The 18,514-nt window shown below is 35.1% G+C and carries 15 protein-coding genes; 7 read left to right on the top strand and 8 right to left on the bottom strand.

The features are described from left to right. Positions 1–777: S41 family peptidase (locus tag ACN5L8_RS14095; protein WP_419173338.1), on the top strand; the 777-nt coding region annotated here is incomplete at its 5' end. Positions 778–826: 49 nt separating this feature from the next. Here ACN5L8_RS14095 and ACN5L8_RS14090 read toward each other — a convergent pair. Further along, positions 827–1,741, bottom strand: coding sequence for a GNAT family N-acetyltransferase (locus ACN5L8_RS14090; RefSeq protein ID WP_419173337.1), 915 nt, complete (start codon positions 1,739–1,741; stop codon positions 827–829). Then, positions 1,731–2,666, bottom strand: a complete 936-nt coding sequence (locus tag ACN5L8_RS14085) for a hypothetical protein (protein ID WP_114706376.1) — start codon at positions 2,664–2,666, stop codon at positions 1,731–1,733. The genes ACN5L8_RS14090 and ACN5L8_RS14085 overlap by 11 nt, the downstream gene beginning before the upstream one ends. Positions 2,667–2,729: 63 nt before the next feature. Here ACN5L8_RS14085 and ACN5L8_RS14080 point away from each other — a divergent pair, with 63 nt between their 5' ends. After that, a complete protein-coding gene (locus ACN5L8_RS14080; protein WP_419173336.1) occupies positions 2,730–3,767 on the top strand; it encodes a DUF3419 family protein in 1,038 nt (345 codons plus the stop codon). A gap of 26 nt (positions 3,768–3,793) precedes the next feature. Here ACN5L8_RS14080 and ACN5L8_RS14075 read toward each other — a convergent pair whose 3' ends face one another. Then, the gene (locus ACN5L8_RS14075; RefSeq protein ID WP_419173335.1) at positions 3,794–6,457 is read right to left on the bottom strand and encodes a PEP/pyruvate-binding domain-containing protein; all 2,664 of its coding nucleotides are present in this window, start codon (positions 6,455–6,457) and stop codon (positions 3,794–3,796) included. A 47-nt stretch (positions 6,458–6,504) separates the two neighbouring features. On the opposite strand from ACN5L8_RS14075, the gene ACN5L8_RS14070 reads away from it, so the two are divergent. Next, on the top strand, positions 6,505–8,064 hold the full coding sequence (locus ACN5L8_RS14070) for an AMP-binding protein (protein ID WP_419173334.1): 1,560 nt from the start codon (positions 6,505–6,507) through the stop codon (positions 8,062–8,064). 50 nt (positions 8,065–8,114) lie between these two features. Here ACN5L8_RS14070 and ACN5L8_RS14065 read toward each other — a convergent pair whose 3' ends face one another. Next, complete coding sequence (locus ACN5L8_RS14065; RefSeq protein WP_114706372.1) at positions 8,115–8,912, bottom strand: phosphatase domain-containing protein; 798 nt, start codon at positions 8,910–8,912, stop codon at positions 8,115–8,117. Between the two features lie 58 nt (positions 8,913–8,970). Then, positions 8,971–9,453 carry a hypothetical protein gene (locus ACN5L8_RS14060; protein WP_114706371.1) on the bottom strand — a complete coding sequence of 161 codons (483 nt, stop codon included), beginning with the start codon at positions 9,451–9,453 and terminating at the stop codon, positions 8,971–8,973. 145 nt (positions 9,454–9,598) lie between these two features. Here ACN5L8_RS14060 and ACN5L8_RS14055 point away from each other — a divergent pair, with 145 nt between their 5' ends. The 4 genes from ACN5L8_RS14055 (at position 9,599) to ACN5L8_RS14040 (ending at position 14,476) form a co-directional block, all read left to right on the top strand. Continuing rightward, on the top strand, positions 9,599–10,699 hold the full coding sequence (locus ACN5L8_RS14055; RefSeq protein ID WP_419173333.1) for a cysteine desulfurase family protein: 1,101 nt from the start codon (positions 9,599–9,601) through the stop codon (positions 10,697–10,699). A gap of 8 nt (positions 10,700–10,707) precedes the next feature. Further along, complete coding sequence (gene thiI / locus ACN5L8_RS14050) at positions 10,708–11,898, top strand: tRNA uracil 4-sulfurtransferase ThiI (RefSeq protein ID WP_114706369.1); 1,191 nt, start codon at positions 10,708–10,710, stop codon at positions 11,896–11,898. Between the two features lie 113 nt (positions 11,899–12,011). Beyond that, a complete protein-coding gene (locus ACN5L8_RS14045; protein WP_120404576.1) occupies positions 12,012–14,210 on the top strand; it encodes a carboxy terminal-processing peptidase in 2,199 nt (732 codons plus the stop codon). A gap of 20 nt (positions 14,211–14,230) precedes the next feature. Next, a complete protein-coding gene (locus ACN5L8_RS14040) occupies positions 14,231–14,476 on the top strand; it encodes a hypothetical protein (protein WP_114706367.1) in 246 nt (81 codons plus the stop codon). 234 nt (positions 14,477–14,710) lie between these two features. Here the strand turns inward: ACN5L8_RS14040 and ACN5L8_RS14035 are convergent, their stop codons facing one another. The 3 genes from ACN5L8_RS14035 to ACN5L8_RS14025 form a co-directional block, all read right to left on the bottom strand. Then, on the bottom strand, positions 14,711–15,811 hold the full coding sequence (locus ACN5L8_RS14035) for a type IV pilus twitching motility protein PilT (RefSeq protein ID WP_114706366.1): 1,101 nt from the start codon (positions 15,809–15,811) through the stop codon (positions 14,711–14,713). A gap of 100 nt (positions 15,812–15,911) precedes the next feature. Continuing rightward, positions 15,912–17,555, bottom strand: coding sequence for a hypothetical protein (locus ACN5L8_RS14030; RefSeq protein ID WP_114706365.1), 1,644 nt, complete (start codon positions 17,553–17,555; stop codon positions 15,912–15,914). Positions 17,556–17,569: 14 nt separating this feature from the next. Next, positions 17,570–18,502, bottom strand: coding sequence for a hypothetical protein (locus tag ACN5L8_RS14025; RefSeq protein ID WP_419173332.1), 933 nt, complete (start codon positions 18,500–18,502; stop codon positions 17,570–17,572). Positions 18,503–18,514: the final 12 nt, after the last annotated feature.

Here is an 18,514-nt window from a genome sequence, read left to right as displayed (position 1 = left end):
GTATTGTATGACCGAAATAATAAGAAATATATATTAGGCGATTATTTAAAAACTTTTGAATATGATGATGATCTATATATTAAACTTCAGTCATTTTCTTATAAAGAAGAAAGAAATAAGGAATTAGATGTTTTATATAAAGATTATTCTACGGTTTATATAGATTTACGTGGAAATACTGGTGGTTATTTAAAAAATGCACGTGCATTTTTATCTAGATTGTTTAGAGTTGATATAATTGATGATTCTTGGTTTCAGTACTTTTATCAAGACTTCAAACAGTTAAATCATTTCTATTCATCAAGGATTAAAAAAGGGAAGATAAATAGTTTAAAAAGAAATGAAGATATTTCGAAACTCTTTTCTACTTTAGGTGAAAGTGAGTTTGGAGATATAAACCGTTATGTTGGAGAGCAAAAGATATTTAAAAGAAAAATCGTCATCTTTGCAGACTCTCAGTGTTTTTCTGCATGTATTGATGTTCTTTATTCAATATTAAAACATACTAATGCTGATATAAGTTATCATGGGGAATTCAAGAGACATGTTACTTCAACTGATATTACTTACTTTGAATTACCGCATAGTAAAATTGTTTTAACCTTACCCTTGGGGCGTATTACACCAGAAGATGATGTTAATGATGTTATCCAAGAAAGAATAAATAAAAAAATAAGAGATGAATATATAAATGCTAGATATATTTTTACACATATCTTTTATAAATATCTTCGTCCTTATCTATTCTTTAAAAATTTATTCAATAATCTAAAATAATATTTTGCCGTGTCGTGTAGATGAACTTCAAAAGCTTCTTAAATTGTATTTAAAGACTAAATAAGTGATAATGGCGATCCTTTTGTGAAATATCCTTAGCAAAAAGTGATGGTAGATTTCCCTCTCGCATAAGACAGAGGAATGCCTGGTCGTAGTTTTGACGTACTTGAGGAATTATTTCTTTAAGTAAGTAGATAAAGCTTAGTCCCATATGGCGATGATCTGGATGAACTCCCATCGTTTTTATAAGAAGTCTCTTTCGGTCAGCGGCCGTGATATCAATGAAGTTTAAAATTATTCCCACTATTTGTTGGTTGTCTTTTGAAATGAGACAGCGAGAAGTAAATGGACAGATAAGTCCCGCTGCTTGCTCTCCATACTTTGCTTTAAAAGTCTCAAATGAAAGAGTTGAATAAGCTAGATTTTCTCCAAAGACTTGATCTGCACTTTTATAAAAGCGTTCGATATTATCCATCCAGTACTTTGTATCAATGACTTGGAGAGTGTATTGATCTTTCATGACACTATCATCGATTTCATCAAATTGCTTTGACCAGTCTAAGAGTTTTTCAAAGTCATTAATTTCATACGTTAGATAACTTTCAAAGATTTCACCATGTGACTTTAATAATTGATAAAGCTCAGGCTCATATGGCGGCTCCATTAAGTGATGGGGAAGGTCTTCATTTTCTTTTAAGCGATATGTATTATAAGTTGAAAAGTTTAATGGCCCTACAATCTTCTCACTTTGATGTTTGGTCTTATATTCTCTGGCAGCATCAATGAAGTTATTATTAAGCTTACCTTGGCAAAATCCAAAATAGGCCTTGTTATCAATTAGGAAAAAGACAGCGCTTGAGTCATCATCACTAAACTGCTCAATGCTTGAGATGGAATCATTGTCTTTAAAGAGTTTAAACTCCTGTTTATGTTGAATTGATAGGCCTTCTAAATTAATTTCCATACATACCTACTAGTAGTGCAACGTAGAGAAGAAGAGCAAAGAGTCCAAATGATTTTTCATTCTTCTTTCTTCCATCTAGGCTAGGTTTCTTTAAAAACTTTAAAAGAGTTGACTGTGCTGCTGCAAAGCCAGCTATTCCCATTCCTACAGTAACACCACGAAGGTTAGGGATAAGTGTTGTGAAATATAGAAAACAGGCAAGTGTAATAATATTCATAATTGAGATAATGAGCACACTTCCACCAATGCCGTAGATCTTTGTGTAAGAATCAAGAGTTTCACTTTCTTCTTCTGGGCCTCTTGTCTTTCTTGTAATTTCGTAAGAGAAGCCAGAAGTTAAGGCCATGACGAGAACAATAATAGAATAAGTTTCAAATTGAGGAACCTGCCACTTTGTTGAAAAGATCCAAATTATGATAAGAGGAGAGACCAGCATGTGAGAGAAAGAATAAAGAGTTAGTCTTTTTTCAAGCCAGCTTCCAACAAAGAATTCCTTTGCCATAAGAACGGACCAAATATAGACAATCCCGTAGCAAATAAGACTTAGATAATTATTAGAGATTAATAATGAAAAGCTTACACAGATGACAGTGAAGATGGCCGCCATGATATCGAGATGCCAGAGCTTTATAAGTCCTCTTTGAAGTGCTCTTTCTGGATGATTGATACAATCAATTTCAAAGTCCTTGTGCTCATCAAAGACTCTTAAAATATAATAGTGTCCAATTACAGCAACGGCTCCAAGAAGATCCATTACGACAAAATCGAGACTTTGATCAGTTAGAAAGAGTGCGATGCGAGACATTACAAAATATGTAATGATACCTGAGATAACATTATCGATTGGAAATCTTTCCTGTGACCAAGCGAAGTATCTCTTTAAAAATGAATCTTCCATTGTAATGTGACTAATGTCTTTACTCATACACCCTCATTTGAATTTATTTTCTTAATATCATTATATAATGAAAACATTTATAATTGGACTATGGCGAAATATTTTACTGATAAACTTAATTATTCATTAGCTAACGAAGACATTGAGCTAGAGGCCAATATTTGTAAAAAGTTGAAGCCCAAGAGCATTGGTTCTATTTGTGGAGCAGGACCTCGCGGTCTCTACTTATTACCTCAAACTGGCTGTCAGCTCGATTTATTCGATGTCTCAGAGATTCAGATTGAATGGGCGAGGGCCTATGAGAAGGCCATTTGTGAGCTAGATGAAGTAAGCTTTCTTCGTGCTTATCACGATGATTCATCGATTTTAAAGAGTATTGGAATAAATATTGAGCTTCACGATATTCTCGATAGTAATGAAATTGCTGCCCTGGCCGGAAGTTGGGAGAAAACTTTTCTTAAGTTTTCTAAACTTGCCAGAAAGATTCTTGGCCACAAACTTATTCGCCAGTTAAAGAATTGCCAAAGTATAGAAGAGCAGAAATATATCATCACTTCAACTTCGTTTAGCGTGCGCTGGACGGTGGTTTTGGCCATTGTTGGTAATAAGGCCATGATGAATTCTCTACTTTATAGTGGGGATTTTATTAAAAAGAACTTGAAAGAAAGTTATGTGAAATTCTATCGTTCACGCTTTGCTCGACTTTTTTCTACAACTTTGATAAAGGATAATTTCTTCCTAAGTCTATGTCTGTTTGGTGAAGTAACGTTGACGAATACACCTCTTAGGTGTCGAAGCTTCAATGGCCTTCAAACAAGTGTAAAAGAATCTGAAATTCATTATCAAATAGGTGATATCGTCTCTACTTTATCAAATGGCGAAAAACAATATGATTATTTTTCATATTCTGATGTTCCAAGTTATTTTGATGATGAGCTTGGAAATAACTTTATTCAAATGGCCAAGCCTTCAATTAAAGTTGGTGGAGTAATTTGTGTTCGCTACTATCTAAGAGTCTTTGAGCCTGATCTTGCAGGCTTTGAGGATATTACAGATCAATTTTCTTCAGAGATTAAAAATGAGAAGGTTGGTGTTTATAATATTAAACTTTATCGAAGAATCGCATAATAAAAAAGGACCTAGTTAGGTCCTTTTTATTTTACTATCTTTACAATTCCTCTTTCACAATCCATTTCAATTTCATCACCATTTTCAATAATTTTAGTGATGCCTGGTATACCTACAATTGTTGGTATCTTTAACTCTCTTGCAATGACTGCTGAGTGAGATAAAGTTGAGCCTTTCTCAACTAATAGTCCCTTGATTGAAGGAAAGAGTGGCGCCCATCCTGGATCTGTTCTAACTGTACAAAGGATTTTATCATTTACATCAATTCCTTCATCAGGCTTAAAGAGTAGGGCGACTTCACCATTGATCTGTCCAGGATAGCAACCAATACCTTTTAGGGCACCATCTGGATCGATTTGTGTGTGTCCTTCATAGATAAAGTCATTACCAGCATGTACGAAACCAAAAGTTTTAAAGTGATGGCCCGGCTCATCATTTTCATATGACTCGTACTCGGCCTTTCTAAGTTCAATCAAGTCTTTTAATCGTGTTTGCACAATCCTTGCATCTTTTAATTCTTCAATTTCACTTAAAGTTAAAAAGAAAATATCTTCTGGTGAATTAATAAGCTCAAATGAAGCCATTTGATTTCCCATTTCTCGATAAATTTGACGGGAAATACCAAATGATTTTGTACGAAGTAGTCTTGTATTTTCGCGGTAGCGAATCGCCTTACGTAGCTTTGCAAGGTCCTTATAGAAGCGCTTTCTTGCAAAGAATGATAATTTCTTTTTTACAACAGGAGCAATTTTCTTTTCTTCACTTTCTCTTAATTCGACTTCGCCAGCAATGAAGGTTTCATATCCTAAGCTCTTTTTAACGACATAGTTCTTTAGAATATTTATTAAGAAGCTTGGATCTTCACGTAGAGAAAGACTTTCAAGTTTTAATTCTCCAATTGTACGATCACCAAAAGCCTCAATATAATCTAAGCACATTTGATAAACTTTCTTATCATTTAAATAGATAAAGTCTAAGACATTCTTATTTTCAACTTTAAGAAATTCATCAATAAGAGTATTGTCCCACTTTTTTATCTCATCACTTATTTTTAGTAATTCCTTAGTTGGCTGTGTTGAAGCAATATCAGACTCACCAGAGAGGAGATTTCCTAGAACAAGATCTGGATTTTCATAGCCTAATTTATCCATCCAACGATACATCTTTCCATTCATCATCATAACGTAGAAGTCATTGATGAGAGGGGCATGCCATTTTTCAGTGATTTTCTGATCCAGTTCTTCAGTTAGATCGTAGAGCTGTGTAAGGTTAAGGCGATTAAGCTTTGAAAAGTCGATTTTATTATATACTTCGTAGAAGCCATCCATAAAATCAGCAACGACCTTATCTATTTTAGAAAAATACCACAGTAGGCTGCCAAAGGATTTAATCATATTTGGTATCATGGCCATGCGCTGGGAAAATGAAAGGTCCTTATCTTCGATAAAGTCGACTGGATCTGTAATTCCCATCATCTTTTCCATATCACCTTTTGATTGTTTAAAAGATGGAAGTAGCAAAAGACCTTTGTACCATGATTGAATATTATAAAAGACGCGCCCATTGATAAGCGCAATCATATTCTTATGTCGTTTTTCGTGTTTCTTTAGTTCTTTCTCGCTTAGCCCCGTTAGACCTAGAAGTTGATGATAAACCTTGAAGTACATTTTAGATGCATATGAGAAAGTAAGGGGAGTTGTAACACCATTAAAAGATTCTTGAATATTTGAGTTATCAAAGACATTCATAAATTCATGTCTTTTATCCATAGGTAAAGAGGTAATATCTCTTGTTTGTACTATGTAGATTTCACCATCTTGAATACAAAACTCTATATCTTGAGGCTTCTTTTTAATTTTAAGGATAGAAAAGGCAAGTTCTCTAATTGCTCTTATTTCATCATGAGATAAAACCGGTGATTTAACTTCATCTTTTTCTACATTGATTTTCTTTGTGGTCTTATTTTCGAAGTCAGCGATGATCTTGAAATCTTTCTCTCTAATTTCACTTTTAATCACGTCGCGGTCATCAATAGTGAATTCATCAGTATTACATTCACCACTTACAACACCTTCACCTTGACCGAAGTTTGCTGAAATTAGCATTTCATCTCTGTGCCCATTTATAGGATTTGCAGTAAAGAGAACACCCGACTTCTGAGGATCAATCATTTCTTGAATGATGACGGCCATCTTGGGTGTTGTATGATGAATATTATTCTTAAATCGATATGTAAGTGCAGTTAGTGAAAAGTTACTTTTAAAGCAGTTTCGAATGGCCTGAGCGATTCTATCTTTACCTTGGACGTAGAGGAATGACTCCAGTTGTCCTGCAAATGAGAAATGGCTTCCATCTTCATCTGCTGCAGAACTTCTTATAGCGTAGTGGAGCTCTCCATTAACATGGGCCATGACATCTTCAATTATATCAATTTCACATTTATCAATTTCACTATGAATGGCCGCGATCAATTGCTTTAGTGAGTCGAGATTTTCTAATCTTGTATAATCATCAATAAGACTCTTTAGCTTATCATTTTTGTCAATCAATGTTTGAAAATAATGAGTAGAGAGACAAAACCAATCAGGGGTCTGTACTTTACACTTCTCAAGTTTAGCTAAATTAAAAGCCTTTCCACCAATGTCATTCGTTGTTGCAAGCAATGCTTGCGATTTCGTTAATAGATACATTTCCTACCCAACATTACTTTTTAATAGATTTCATTTAATATTATCATATGAAAAAAATTGAGGATATAAGGAAAACTCTGGGGTACTCGGGGATACCAATAAATGGCTGCCATTATTTAGACGAGCATTTTCGCTCTCAGTTAAATAAGCGCTGTCTTGTTTATCAAGGCCAAGATCTTAATTATGAAGACTTCATGAAAGAAGTTGGAGCATGGATCAAGACACTAGAGTCTCAAGGCCTAAAGAAAGGGGATCGCATAATTGTTATTATGCCTCTTCGACTGGAACTCTATCAACTCATGTGTGCTATTTTTTATTTGGGACTAGTTGTGGTGTCTGTTGATTCTACAATGCCTAAAGAGAAGTTAAAGCAGGCCCTCGTGGATGCTAATGCACAGGCAATCATTTCAGTAAAAGAGCTTCTCAAGTGGACACCTTTTCTACCAGCTCTTTGGAAGATGAAGCGTTTTACTTTTGATCAAAGTTGTCTTTTTTCAACTCAATTAACTAAGATAAAAGATGATCCAACATTGGAGTTTAAACAAGTTCCTCTCCAATCAGATGCTCCGGTTCTTATTTCTTTTACAAGTGGCTCAACAGGAAGGCCTAAGGCCGCAAATCGAAGTCTTGATATCTTTTTATCCCAAAAAATAGTATCTGAATATTTTTGGCTTCACAAAGACGACGAAGTGGATATGCCATTTTTTCCAACTCTTGTTCTGCAGAATTTAGGACTTGGAATAACCACAATCTTTCCTGATATGGACTTTAGAAAAATTAGAGAGTTTGAACCTGAAAGAGTTGTAAAACAAATGAATCAATATGGTGTTACGCGCTTTAGTGCCACTCCTATGATCATTAAAAAACTTGCCAAGTACATAAGTGAAAATGAGATAAAAATTCCAAGCCTTAGAAGTATTATCATTGGTGGGGCAGAGATAACGACAAAGGATGCAAGTATTGTCTTAAATGCCTTTAAGTCAGCTTCTTCACAAGTTGAAATCCATATCATTTATGGCTCAACTGAAGTGGAGCCTATAAGTTTCACTCCTATTGATGAGTATATTAACAATGATGGAGTGGGGCTTAGACTCGGACAAGTCATCGATGTTTTAGATGTAGAAATTAAAGAAGTTGATAATGCCTTTGATTTTAATCAAGATGTGCAGTGGGGTGAGATATGTTTAAGTGGGCCCCATGTAATTAAAGAATATATTGATAATCATCCAGCAAATAAAACCACAAAGCATAGAGATGAGAACGGGACTCTTTGGCATTTAACTGGGGATGTGGGTTATCTTAAAGATAATAAAATTTATCTCTTAGGAAGATTAAAAGATTGCCTGAAGATAGATGGAAAATTAATTCCTACATTTCACCTTGAAAATGAATTGGCCAAAGTTGATGGAATCTCTCGTGTTGCATTTGTTCAAGTTGATACAAAGGTCTTATGTCTTGTCGAGGGTCAGGAGAGCTTAAAAGACGCTGTAGGTGAATTTATTGCCAAGTGGAACTTAGGAAATGTTGAAATTCGTTTTGGAGAAGTTCCTGTTGATACGAGACACTTTTCAAGAGTTAATCGAAATGAGATTCGAAGCTTTTTATAAGGAAATGGATAAAAAGCTTCGAATCACTATTTTAGTCCCTGCTCACAGGACTAATATTTATTACAGATATAATTAATTTTCTTTGTTAGCTTACTCGGTAGAGTACTTCTAAAGATCGACCAGAAACTTCTTTTGTGTCCACGACAACGAAGCCATGCTGGTATGTACATTGGTCCATCATCATCTACATTTGTTTCTCTCATAAAGTCTTTTAGGTGGAGATCAAGAAGTTCCTGAGAGTCTCTTTTTTCAATGACATCTCTTTGATACAGATTATCTGCAATTTCAAATGGTGTCACAAAACTTCTTTGGTCTGGATAAAGAGCATTGCTCTCGTCAAAGTGGTATGCAGCTCTGATATACGTATAGAATTTAACTTCTGGATACTCTTGAGCAATATCGTGATAGAAAGTATTGTCATGCTCTCCGTTATCACCAACTAGAATTACATTTTTCGGATCTTCTCTTTCAATTAATTCTCTTAGCCTTTGTGCTTTAAATACTTTAGTTGATACCTTAATTGGCCTAATCTCAAGACTTCCTTGTGGAAAGTCACCAAGATATAAAAGAGTTGAGTGAGACCACTTCATTAATTCTTCTGGAGCATTTGTAAGATAGTAAACTTCTGCTCCAGTTCGATCCTTAATAATATGATAAAGATCTGCCATTCCTAGAAAGATATTATTGACCTTGAATGCATTCTTTACGGTATCGATCTTATCTCTGATATGACCAATTTTAATTGTATCGTCGATATCAGAAATTAGGATTGTCTCAGCTGCAAGTCCTGCAGTTGAGAAAGTGGAAATAAGAAGTGTAAGTATCGAATTTTGAATAAGTTTCTTCATGATTTGATGTTAGGAAATTAAATCCTCAAAATCATGACGCATAGCTAATTTTTGAACATTATACAGAGATTTCGTTAAAGTTTTCCATCCAAGTGGCAAATTGCTTACAATTTCGCACCTCTAGGGTCTTTAAAATATAGAGTTTTTTATGTCCGTTAAAGCTTAGAATCTCGCCGCGGGCCTTAAGCTCCTTTAATCTTTCTAATTCTTTAAAGTGCTCAATATTTCGGTAATCACAGGTACTAATTGTTTCTGTGGTAAGTTTTTTCTTTTCTAATAATTCACTTTCTAGCTCTTTTAATAGCTTTAATTGGTCTCGGTTTAGCTCATTTTTCATGAGATTAAGCTGCTCTAAATACTGCTCTCCATTTGAGAGACTTCTCTTTGCTAATGTTCCCATTCCGCGTGAAGTAAGCCTTGAGAACTCTTCAAGATTTGCTTGTGTATTGTAGAGATAACGACTTGCCAGTGCCGCTTGTGAAGCGTTTGAACTAAAGTGGTAGACTCCAATTAATATGAGTAAGAAGTAACGTATTTTCATACTAAATAAGATGCAACGACGATGCCAATTTCACAGGGGTGATGAGACGGGGTTTCAGGGCCTTAGGCCGTTTATTTTATGGACAGTGTCTAAAAATATCGTTATTTAGGGTACTTAGTTTTTATTTCGTGTTATAAGGCATCTTATGTATTATTTCGATCACGCGGCCTCCACAAAGCTTTATCCAGAAGTTGTGGAAGTGCTATCTAAGAGTTTTGAATTAGATTACCCAAATCCTGCGGCCAAGCACGCAGCTGGAAAGGCCTGCGCTAAAAAAATCGAAAATGCCCGCCAAGAAATCTTAAAAGGTTTAGGACTTTCTGGAGAGGGACAATTTGAAATCATTTTTACTTCTTCTGCTACGGAGTCAAATAACCAGGTTATTAGAAGTATTGAGGATGGGATTGTCTACCTTGCTGGAGATCATCCATCTGTTACTAAGGTTATTGATGGTGGTGAAGGCCTAAGATCAATAGATGAAATTGTTGATGCCGTTAATGACACGACAAAGCTTGTTTGCATAAGCCTTGTCAATTCTCAGTCTGGACAATTATTTGATGTAGAATCAATTACCCAAAAAGTAAAAGAGAAGAATAAGAGTTGTCTTGTTCATGTTGATGCCACTCAAGGCTTTGGTAAAGTTCCATTCACTCTTAAGAATTCAAAAATTGACTTTGTATCATTCGGGGCCCATAAAATGGGAGGTCCTCGCGGTATCGCTGGGCTAATTTATCGCTCAAGTCTAAGTGAAAAATTAAAGCGCTACTTACGAGGTGGCGGACACGAAAAGGGGCTACGAGCTTCAACTCCAGCGACTTCACTTATCTTAGCGCTTGCTAAAGCATGCGAGCTATCCTTTGCTGACTTAGATAAGAATATGGCTCGAGTTAGTGAGCTAAAAGAAGAAATAAAAACGAAGCTAGCTTCGTTTCACAATAATATCAGTTATCCATTTGAAGAGCGTAATACTTCTCCTTATATTTTGTGTGTTCAATTTGCAGGTATTGCAAGTGACGTTCTAATGCGCCATTTAGAAATGAAGCAAATTATGATCTCTTCTTCAACTGCATGTTCGGCAAAGATAAAGGGAAAGAATCCTTTATTTGTAGGCCTTGGTATTGATGAGAAATATCATAAGAATATCCTTCGTATCTCATTAGGTAAGTCCACGACGAAAGAAGAGGTGGATGCAATGTTAGATGGATTTAAGCAAGTGATAGATGAAATTGGTTTTTTAATTAAGTAGGACTAAATATGTATAAGAGTTTAATTTTAACTGTTGATGAATTATGGCTAAAGGGAAAGAATCGCAAGAATTACTATCGTAAGCTGCAATCAAATCTTTCACCAATCTTTAGTAAGTTTCATCACACGAGTTGGAAATTAAAGAATAATCAACAAAGACTTGTTGTAGAAAGTGAGGAGCCATTTAGCGATGAGCTAATTGATCGTCTTCGTTGGGTTCCAGGGTTAAGTTCTGTTACTCCAATGAGAAGCTGTCCACTTGATCTTGATTATGTTTGTGAGCTGGCCGTTAAAGAGATTGGTGCCCTTGAAAATGTAAAAACATTTAAAGTTCATACTAAAAGAGCATTAAAACAATTTCCTAAAAATAGTGATGAAATTAATCGCTACATGGCCACGGCCTTATTAAAAAATACTGATCTTAAAGTTGATGTTCGCAATCCAGATATCATGGTTGATATAAAAATCATGAATGAAGAAATCTATCTCTCATGGGAGAAGATTCCTTGTGTTGGTGGACTTCCTGTTGGAACAAGTGGTCACGGCGTGACTCTTCTTTCTGGTGGGATCGATTCTCCTGTTGCTTCATATATGATGGCACGACGTGGAATGAGACAAACTTTCGCATTTTTCTGGGCCTATCCTTATGTGGGTGAAGAAGTAAAAGATAAGATTATTGAACTTGGTAAGAGTCTATCTCGTTTTCAAAATGATGGAATCAAGCTCTATGTCCTTCCTTTTGGTGATATTCAAAACTATCTTGCAAAACATTGTAAAGAAGATTACCGCACATTATTTTTTAGAAAGTTAATGATGGATGCATCGGCCTATCTAGCAAGGAGAGTAAAGGCAAATGCTCTCGTTATGGGAGATGCGCTTGCTCAAGTTTCGAGTCAAACAATTCATAATATGAGTGTACTTGATCGTTCTTGTCCGATGTTAACACTAAGGCCTTTAGTAGGTATGAATAAAATTGATATTATCTCTTATGCAAAAGAAATTGGAACTTTCGAGACATCGATTATTCCACATGATGATGCGTGTTCTATGTTTGCGCCAAAGCACCCAGTGATTAAAGCAGATATAAAATACTTTATGGAATTTATGGAAGAGCACGATATGCATCAACTGATTAGAGATTGTGTCAATAATGCTGAAGTGTATCGCTATGACATTGAAGGGAACTTTACACAAAAATGACATTCGCTAATGGGCGAGTAATTTATTCCCGATATATTGTCCTTTCATAAACTAATAAGAAGCTTTAAAATAGAGGTTAGGAACTACCTAATTTTATTAGAATCGGAGCTTCAATGCACAAGAAATTAAGAACTACTTTTGGCCTAGTATTAGGTCTTGCCTTGTTGTCAACGCCACTTGCGCTTCATGCAGAAAATGGCCTTTTTAGTATCAATAAAGATCAAGTCTTAGGAAATCGTTTAATCGAAGTCCTTGAGCAACTTCATTATAAAAAGTTGAAAGTTAATAACGACTTATCAAAAAATGCTTTTCAAGAATTCATTAAGAAAATGGATTTCTCTAAGCAATTCCTATACAAGTCTGATGTCAAAAAACTTGAAAAATACGAACTTCTCATGGACGATGAAATGCGTTCTGGAAATTATAAGTTAGTTCTGGATGCCATGAAGATTAAGGTTGATCGAATCAACCAAGCAGACGAGTTACGTAAGAAGCTTTTTAAGGAAAATAAGTTTAACTTCAGAGGAAATGAAGTTATTGAGCTTGACCCTGAAAAAAGACACTTTGCAAAGGATAAGAGTGAGTTTGAAAAGAACTGGCGCTTAACTTTCAAGCAGTCGGTAATGGCACGTTATATTTCTATCAAAGAAGATCAAGAAGATCTTAAAAATGGAAAAAATAAGAAAGATAAAGATAAAAAAGAAAAGAAATCAAAAAAGAAGCTAGAGTCTGAAAAAATCTTAACGGAAAAAGAAATTCTAGCTAAGGCACATGAAGCAATTGATAAAAAATACCGTCTCTATTTTGAAAGACTATTAAAAGAGAGACGTGAAGATTATATGGAAATCTTTTATAACTCAATTGGTGCTGTATTTGATCCACATACGGCCTACCTAGCTCCAAAGAAGAAAGAAGATTTTGATATTGATATGTCAGGTCAACTTGAAGGGATTGGTGCCGTTTTATCTGAAGATGAAGGATATATCAAAGTTGTTGAGATCGTTCCTGGTGGAGCAGCTTGGCGTCAAAAAGAACTTGAAGTTGATGATCTTATTCTTGCTGTAAGTGAAGGTGATTCAAAAGAAGAGCCTGTTGATCTCGTAGGGATGAGAGTTGACGATGCTGTTCGCTATATTAGAGGTAAGAAAGGAACTGTTGTTCGCCTACACGTTAAAAAAGCAGACGGAACAAGAAAGACAATTGGTATTACTCGTGATGTAGTAAAGATCGGTGCTTCATTTGCTAAGTCTTCTGTTCTTGAACTTGATGGTGTTAAAGGTAAGTATGGTTATATCAATGTTCCAAAATTCTATCGTGAATTCAATGGAACAATTAATTGTACAGACGATGTTAGGGCCGAAATTAAGAGACTTAAGAAACAGAAGGTTAATGGAATTATTCTTGATCTTAGAAATAATGGTGGTGGAGCTTTAACTGATGCTCAATTAATGTCTGGGCTATTTATTAAGAAAGGTCCAATTGTTCAAACGAAGAACTATATGCACCAAGTAGAAACACTTGCTGATACAGATCCTGAGGTTGAATATGATGGGCCATTAATTGTTATGGTTAACCGTTACTCTGCTTCGGCATCTGAAATTCTAGCAGCAGCAATGCAAGATTATAAAAGAGCTGTCGTAGTTGGTGGTGAAGTTACTCACGGTAAAGGTACAGTACAAGTTGTTTACAACCTTGATCAAGGCCTTGATAAAATGCTTGGTGAGAAGTTTGGTGCTCTAAAGCTTACAATCCAAAAGTTCTATCGTATAACAGGTGGTTCAACTCAATATAAGGGTGTAACTCCTGATATCGTAATACCAGATCCAATGGCCTACGCTGAAAATCGTGAGCAAGATCTAACTTATTCACTTAAGTGGGATCAAATTAAGCCTAAGAAGTTTCAAAAGTGGACGAAGCATCAGTATGATCTTAAGAAACTAATTTCTAATTCTAAAAAGCGTGTTGCTAAGAATGATCGCTTACAAAAAGTACAAGAAAGTGTTGATTATTTAAGAAAAAGACGTAAAGATACAAAGCTTAAGCTAAACATCGATTCGTGGATGAAAGAAGAAGAAGCGAATAAGAAGAAACTTGAAGAATTAAAATTAGATGAAGAAAATACGAAGCTTACAATCACTCACTTTGAAGAGTCATTAAAGTCTCATGAAACTGTTAAGAAAGGTGAAGAGAAGCAGTGGAAGGACGACTTTAAGCAACGTAAGGAAGAGTGGGTATCATCTCTTCGTAAGGATGCTGGACTTGAAGAGGCGATCCATATCATGCGTGATATGATCGATCAGCTAAAGAAGTAAGAATCGATTAAGGAAGAAAAATGAACTTAAAGGACTTAATAGATAATCAAGATATGAATAAGGTAATGGAAGTGCTCGAGAATATGGAAGATGAGCAACTTTCAGTTGAGCTTCTAAAAAAGTTTAATGATCGTACCAAGGAGTTAGGGGAGTTGATTATGAATCAGGATCCAAAACTTGATCACGGACATTGGAAGGCCCAGTGTGATGACGCTAAAAAGGCCGTAGAAGAAGTCGTAAAAGAAATATTTTCATATCAGAAATAACTATTTCAGGTTAAATAAAGTAAAACTTTCGAAAAAAAAATATATTTATAATTAACTAAGGCCAAGTTCTCGTAACTTGGCCTTTTAGTTTTTATTAGCACTAATTTTGCGCACTTAAAAAAAAACGAAAAGTAACGAATAATAAGTACCATGTAAGTCTTTTCTTACTATCCTCACATCAAGTTAGTCTAATTTTGTTAGACGGATTGGCCCTGGCCCCCACCGGGGCCTTTCTTATTTTGTAAGCATAAGTTTTCTCATAAAGTCACCGGCGCTTCGAACCTCTTTAGATGCATCTTCTTCAGTGATATATCCACGCTCCAAAAGAGTGAAGATTGCTTGATCAAAACTTTCACAAGGAATGTCACCAGAGTTTGTTCCACCATTTTCAATAATTGATAGAATTCGATCAATTGGCTCATCGCCTCGAATACATTCTTTTACACCTGGTCCTGTTACCATAATTTCTTGAGCAACGCGGACACCATTTGGTGATTTTTTTGATTTAATCATTCTCTGTGAGATCGTTGAATAAAGAGCGTCAGATAGGCGCTTTCTTGCTTCTGTTTGCTCATCTGAAGAGAACATTGAAATAATACGACTTATTGTTGAGATGGCATCTGTCGTGTGAACAGTTGCTAGAACGAGATGTCCAGTTTCAGCTGCCTTAAGAGCAATCTCAACTGACTTTTGATCCCTGAGTTCACCAAGTAAGATAATATCTGGATCCTGTCTGAGCGCAAATTTTAAACCGTCTTCAAAGTTTTCTGTGTCGATTCCAACTTCTCTTTGAGTAATACGAGATTTTTTTTGAGTATGGATAAATTCAATTGGGTCTTCAATGGTAATGATATGTTTGGCCCTTTTTGAATTAATATAATCAATCATACTGGCCAGGGTTGTTGACTTACCGGAGCCTGTTGCACCAGTTACTAAAATTAGGCCACGCTTGGCCCTTATAATTTGTTTTAAAGAATCACTAAGTCCTAGTTCTTTAAATGATGGAATTTCTTTTTTTACAACTCTTAAAACGATTCCATTTTTATTATTGTAGCGAAAGTAATTAAAGCGCAATCGACATATGTCTTCAAAGTCCACTGCACCATCAAGATCCTTTATATCTTCAAGATTTCCAATTTGTTTATTATCTTTTGTAAGTAGTCTTAGAATGTCGAGAACACTTTCTGTTGTTAAAGTCTTATTGGACTTTACTGAAACCATATCGCCATTAATTCGAAAGCAAGGTGTTTCTTCAGCACGGATATGAATATCACTGGCATTATTATCAATTGCCACATTTACTAGTGATTTAAAATGAGAGAATTCAAAACCCATCGCTTTCTTCCTAAAGTCTAAATAATCTATCTAAACACTTGTCGGAAAACCGCGTAGAAAAGTTTAGTATCATTTAACATTTCAGTAGTTTAGCGTGGATTTAGCTAGCGTACCTTTTTCTCATCTCCCACAGGAGGTTACTAATATAAGGCCTTCTGGTCTCTTTTGTTGTGAGCATCAGAAGCTTGGTGATTTTTAGGTTATTTGCATCAGAGTAGAGAAGAATAAGCATCTCTCTAATGAAGTCAGTGGATAAGGTTATGTAATTATCTGTTCCAACACCTAAGTTTACACCTTTCTTCTCCCACCAAGAAAATGGGTGGTCCTTAAAATCTGGAAAAGCTCCAGTAAGCTTTAAGTTTGAAGAGGGAAGTGCAACGAGAGAGACTCGTTTTTGAATAATTCGGTTTAGAATATCATGTTGATAGTGCTCAACTTCACGAGCGTTATGAAATTTAGTTTTTAAAAATAGCGTGATATCTTCTTCACTTAAAAGCTCTCCTTTTAAAAGCTTCTCTTTTACATGGGCCGCATCTTGTTCCCATTCCATCTCTTCAAGTTCTAATCCTTGAATTGATTTCGCATCAATTGGCTGATGCTTGCTATTAACCTCTATGATTCGTTGAAAGAGTCTATGATAGTAGTAATTAGGATTGATCCCAAGACTTAGTCCATGCTCAAGTGTATCGATATGCCAAATATTCATCGCATTATCAACGGACTGGATACCTTTTTTAAGAGTTAGCCATGTCTCCCCATGGTGAGAACGAATCTTTAGTCCACGATATTGTAGCTTTCTTAAACCACTTTTAAGCTCTTTGAAATGGGCCTTTCTATAAAGGGCCTTCTCATCACCAACGGTATCAATTTCAACCAAGTTTTCTTTTAAGTATGGATACTTTTCTAAAAGCTCAAGTAGGGCGTCAACTTGATGCTCAAAGTGATCTTTCTTTGTTTTAAAATTATCATTATCAAAGAAATTTAATTCCTTTCTAAACGAAGGTGAGAGGATAAATTTAAAGCTTGGAACCTCTTGTTGAAATTTCTTAAAGCCCTCATAAAGTCCTAGAACAACATCCTCTTCTGTTACTTCTTTAATGCCTGGAATTTGTTCTGAGTCCATTTTTGAGGCACGAGAAAGCGTGAATTTAAGTCGAATACTTCCCACATTATAATTTTCATAAAGTTCTTTTGCCATGTGATAGGCAGCATCTTTATGGGCCTTCTTATTTGTTAGAATGAGTTTTGCAAGAAATAGGATTCTTAGATATGTCGCAAATTGCTCGCCTTCTTTTAGGCGTATGAGATTATCAACGTCTTCAACACTCTCAATTGGGATAGCATCTTTTCCATAAACGGCCTTAATCCTCTTTTCATAAATGGCCTTATTTTTACCGTTTAATAGTTTTTTCAATCGAGGATATATGAACTCTGCATTGAGTGATCCTGTTAAGTGGATATGTTCTTCATAATATGGCAGTGGAAATTTTTTAAAGAAGTTAAAGACAGCATCAGATACTGGATGATTCAAAACTGTTTCAATATCAACTTCGTCAATTTGAAAAGAAGAAAGAAGCTTCATGAATTCCAAAACTGGTTTTTCCAGTAACTGATTATCGCGAATACTTGGAGAGTGAGCTAATAGCTCAAGAGTATCACTTAATGAGATTCCATTTGTCTCACTGATAATCTTGATGAGCTCTTTTTCAATACTGCTAATAATCTGTTCTTTTTTCTTTTGCATAATCTTCTCTTTTATTACTTATAAAGCTTTTGAATTAAATTAAAATTTTCTCTAAGCCTATCGTCGATGGCCTGTGATTTTAAATCTCCATGCCATTTATCTGGATGATAGATCTGCACTAATTTCTTATATTTCTTTTTTCGGTCACTCTCACTAAGATTATTAAATTCCTTTTCTAATTTCTCAGTTTTTAGAGGAAGTAGTGGATATAATTGATCAAACGTTTTATTTAGGCCACTAATCAAATCCCTGTACAAAATAGGGGACTCTTTTATGGAATCGATTGCTTCAGCGCTGATATAACTCTCTATTAACTTGATCTTGGCCTTTGTGTCTTTGATTGCAGCTAAGTTTAATATAAGAAGCAATTGGTTTTGATCAGCAAAGCGCTTACTCTTTATTTGATTAATATGCCTGAAAACAAATAAAGTTGATGCTAGGCTTAGAAAGCTTTGTTTATCTATTTTTCCACCATTTAACTTTTTCAATGATAGTAGAGTTTCTTTATTATATATTGATTTGATAAATTGATTTATTCCTTCGCTTGCGCTTTTATCAATTATTTCAAAGTCATTTTCAATTTGATTTAGTATTTTCTTTGCTTCTTGAAAATCACCCCATTGCATTGAAGAATTCATTCCCTCAAAGAACTGCTCATCTTCTGGTGAAGAAAATAAGTCTTTTTCTTTAAAATATGAAAGGAATGATCTCTCCTTTGGGCCTTGTCCTGATTGTCCTTTAACTCCTTGTGCTCCACCTGACATGGACATTCTTTCGATCTTTCTTTTAACCATTTCATCAAATTCTTCTTTTGAATGTGACTTCTTTTTTGGTCTATTTGAATTAAAGATACTATCAAGAATATCTTTAAAAAGTGGGGCCAGGGTATATAGGACAACAATGGCAATAAATGCTAGTGTGATATTTGAAATTATTTTTGGTAACATACTTTTGTCTTA

This window comes from Halobacteriovorax sp. (genome assembly GCF_048381875.1).
Lineage (GTDB): Bacteria > Bdellovibrionota > Bacteriovoracia > Bacteriovoracales > Bacteriovoracaceae > Halobacteriovorax_A > Halobacteriovorax_A vibrionivorans.
This window is presented reverse-complemented; position numbering and strand designations above follow the sequence as displayed.

Coding starts and splice junctions, on each gene's coding strand:
- ACN5L8_RS14085 (WP_114706376.1), bottom strand. CDS start 2,666: ATGAGTAAAGACATTAGTCACATTACAATGGAAGATTCATTTTTAAAG.
- ACN5L8_RS14030 (WP_114706365.1), bottom strand. CDS start 17,555: ATGCAAAAGAAAAAAGAACAGATTATTAGCAGTATTGAAAAAGAGCTC.
- ACN5L8_RS14075 (WP_419173335.1), bottom strand. CDS start 6,457: ATGTATCTATTAACGAAATCGCAAGCATTGCTTGCAACAACGAATGAC.
- ACN5L8_RS14065 (WP_114706372.1), bottom strand. CDS start 8,912: ATGAAGAAACTTATTCAAAATTCGATACTTACACTTCTTATTTCCACT.
- ACN5L8_RS14055 (WP_419173333.1), top strand. CDS start 9,599: ATGTATTATTTCGATCACGCGGCCTCCACAAAGCTTTATCCAGAAGTT.
- ACN5L8_RS14025 (WP_419173332.1), bottom strand. CDS start 18,502: ATGTTACCAAAAATAATTTCAAATATCACACTAGCATTTATTGCCATT.
- ACN5L8_RS14040 (WP_114706367.1), top strand. CDS start 14,231: ATGAACTTAAAGGACTTAATAGATAATCAAGATATGAATAAGGTAATG.
- ACN5L8_RS14080 (WP_419173336.1), top strand. CDS start 2,730: ATGGCGAAATATTTTACTGATAAACTTAATTATTCATTAGCTAACGAA.
- ACN5L8_RS14060 (WP_114706371.1), bottom strand. CDS start 9,453: ATGAAAATACGTTACTTCTTACTCATATTAATTGGAGTCTACCACTTT.
- ACN5L8_RS14070 (WP_419173334.1), top strand. CDS start 6,505: ATGAAAAAAATTGAGGATATAAGGAAAACTCTGGGGTACTCGGGGATA.
- thiI (WP_114706369.1), top strand. CDS start 10,708: ATGTATAAGAGTTTAATTTTAACTGTTGATGAATTATGGCTAAAGGGA.
- ACN5L8_RS14035 (WP_114706366.1), bottom strand. CDS start 15,811: ATGGGTTTTGAATTCTCTCATTTTAAATCACTAGTAAATGTGGCAATT.
- ACN5L8_RS14090 (WP_419173337.1), bottom strand. CDS start 1,741: ATGGAAATTAATTTAGAAGGCCTATCAATTCAACATAAACAGGAGTTT.
- ACN5L8_RS14045 (WP_120404576.1), top strand. CDS start 12,012: ATGCACAAGAAATTAAGAACTACTTTTGGCCTAGTATTAGGTCTTGCC.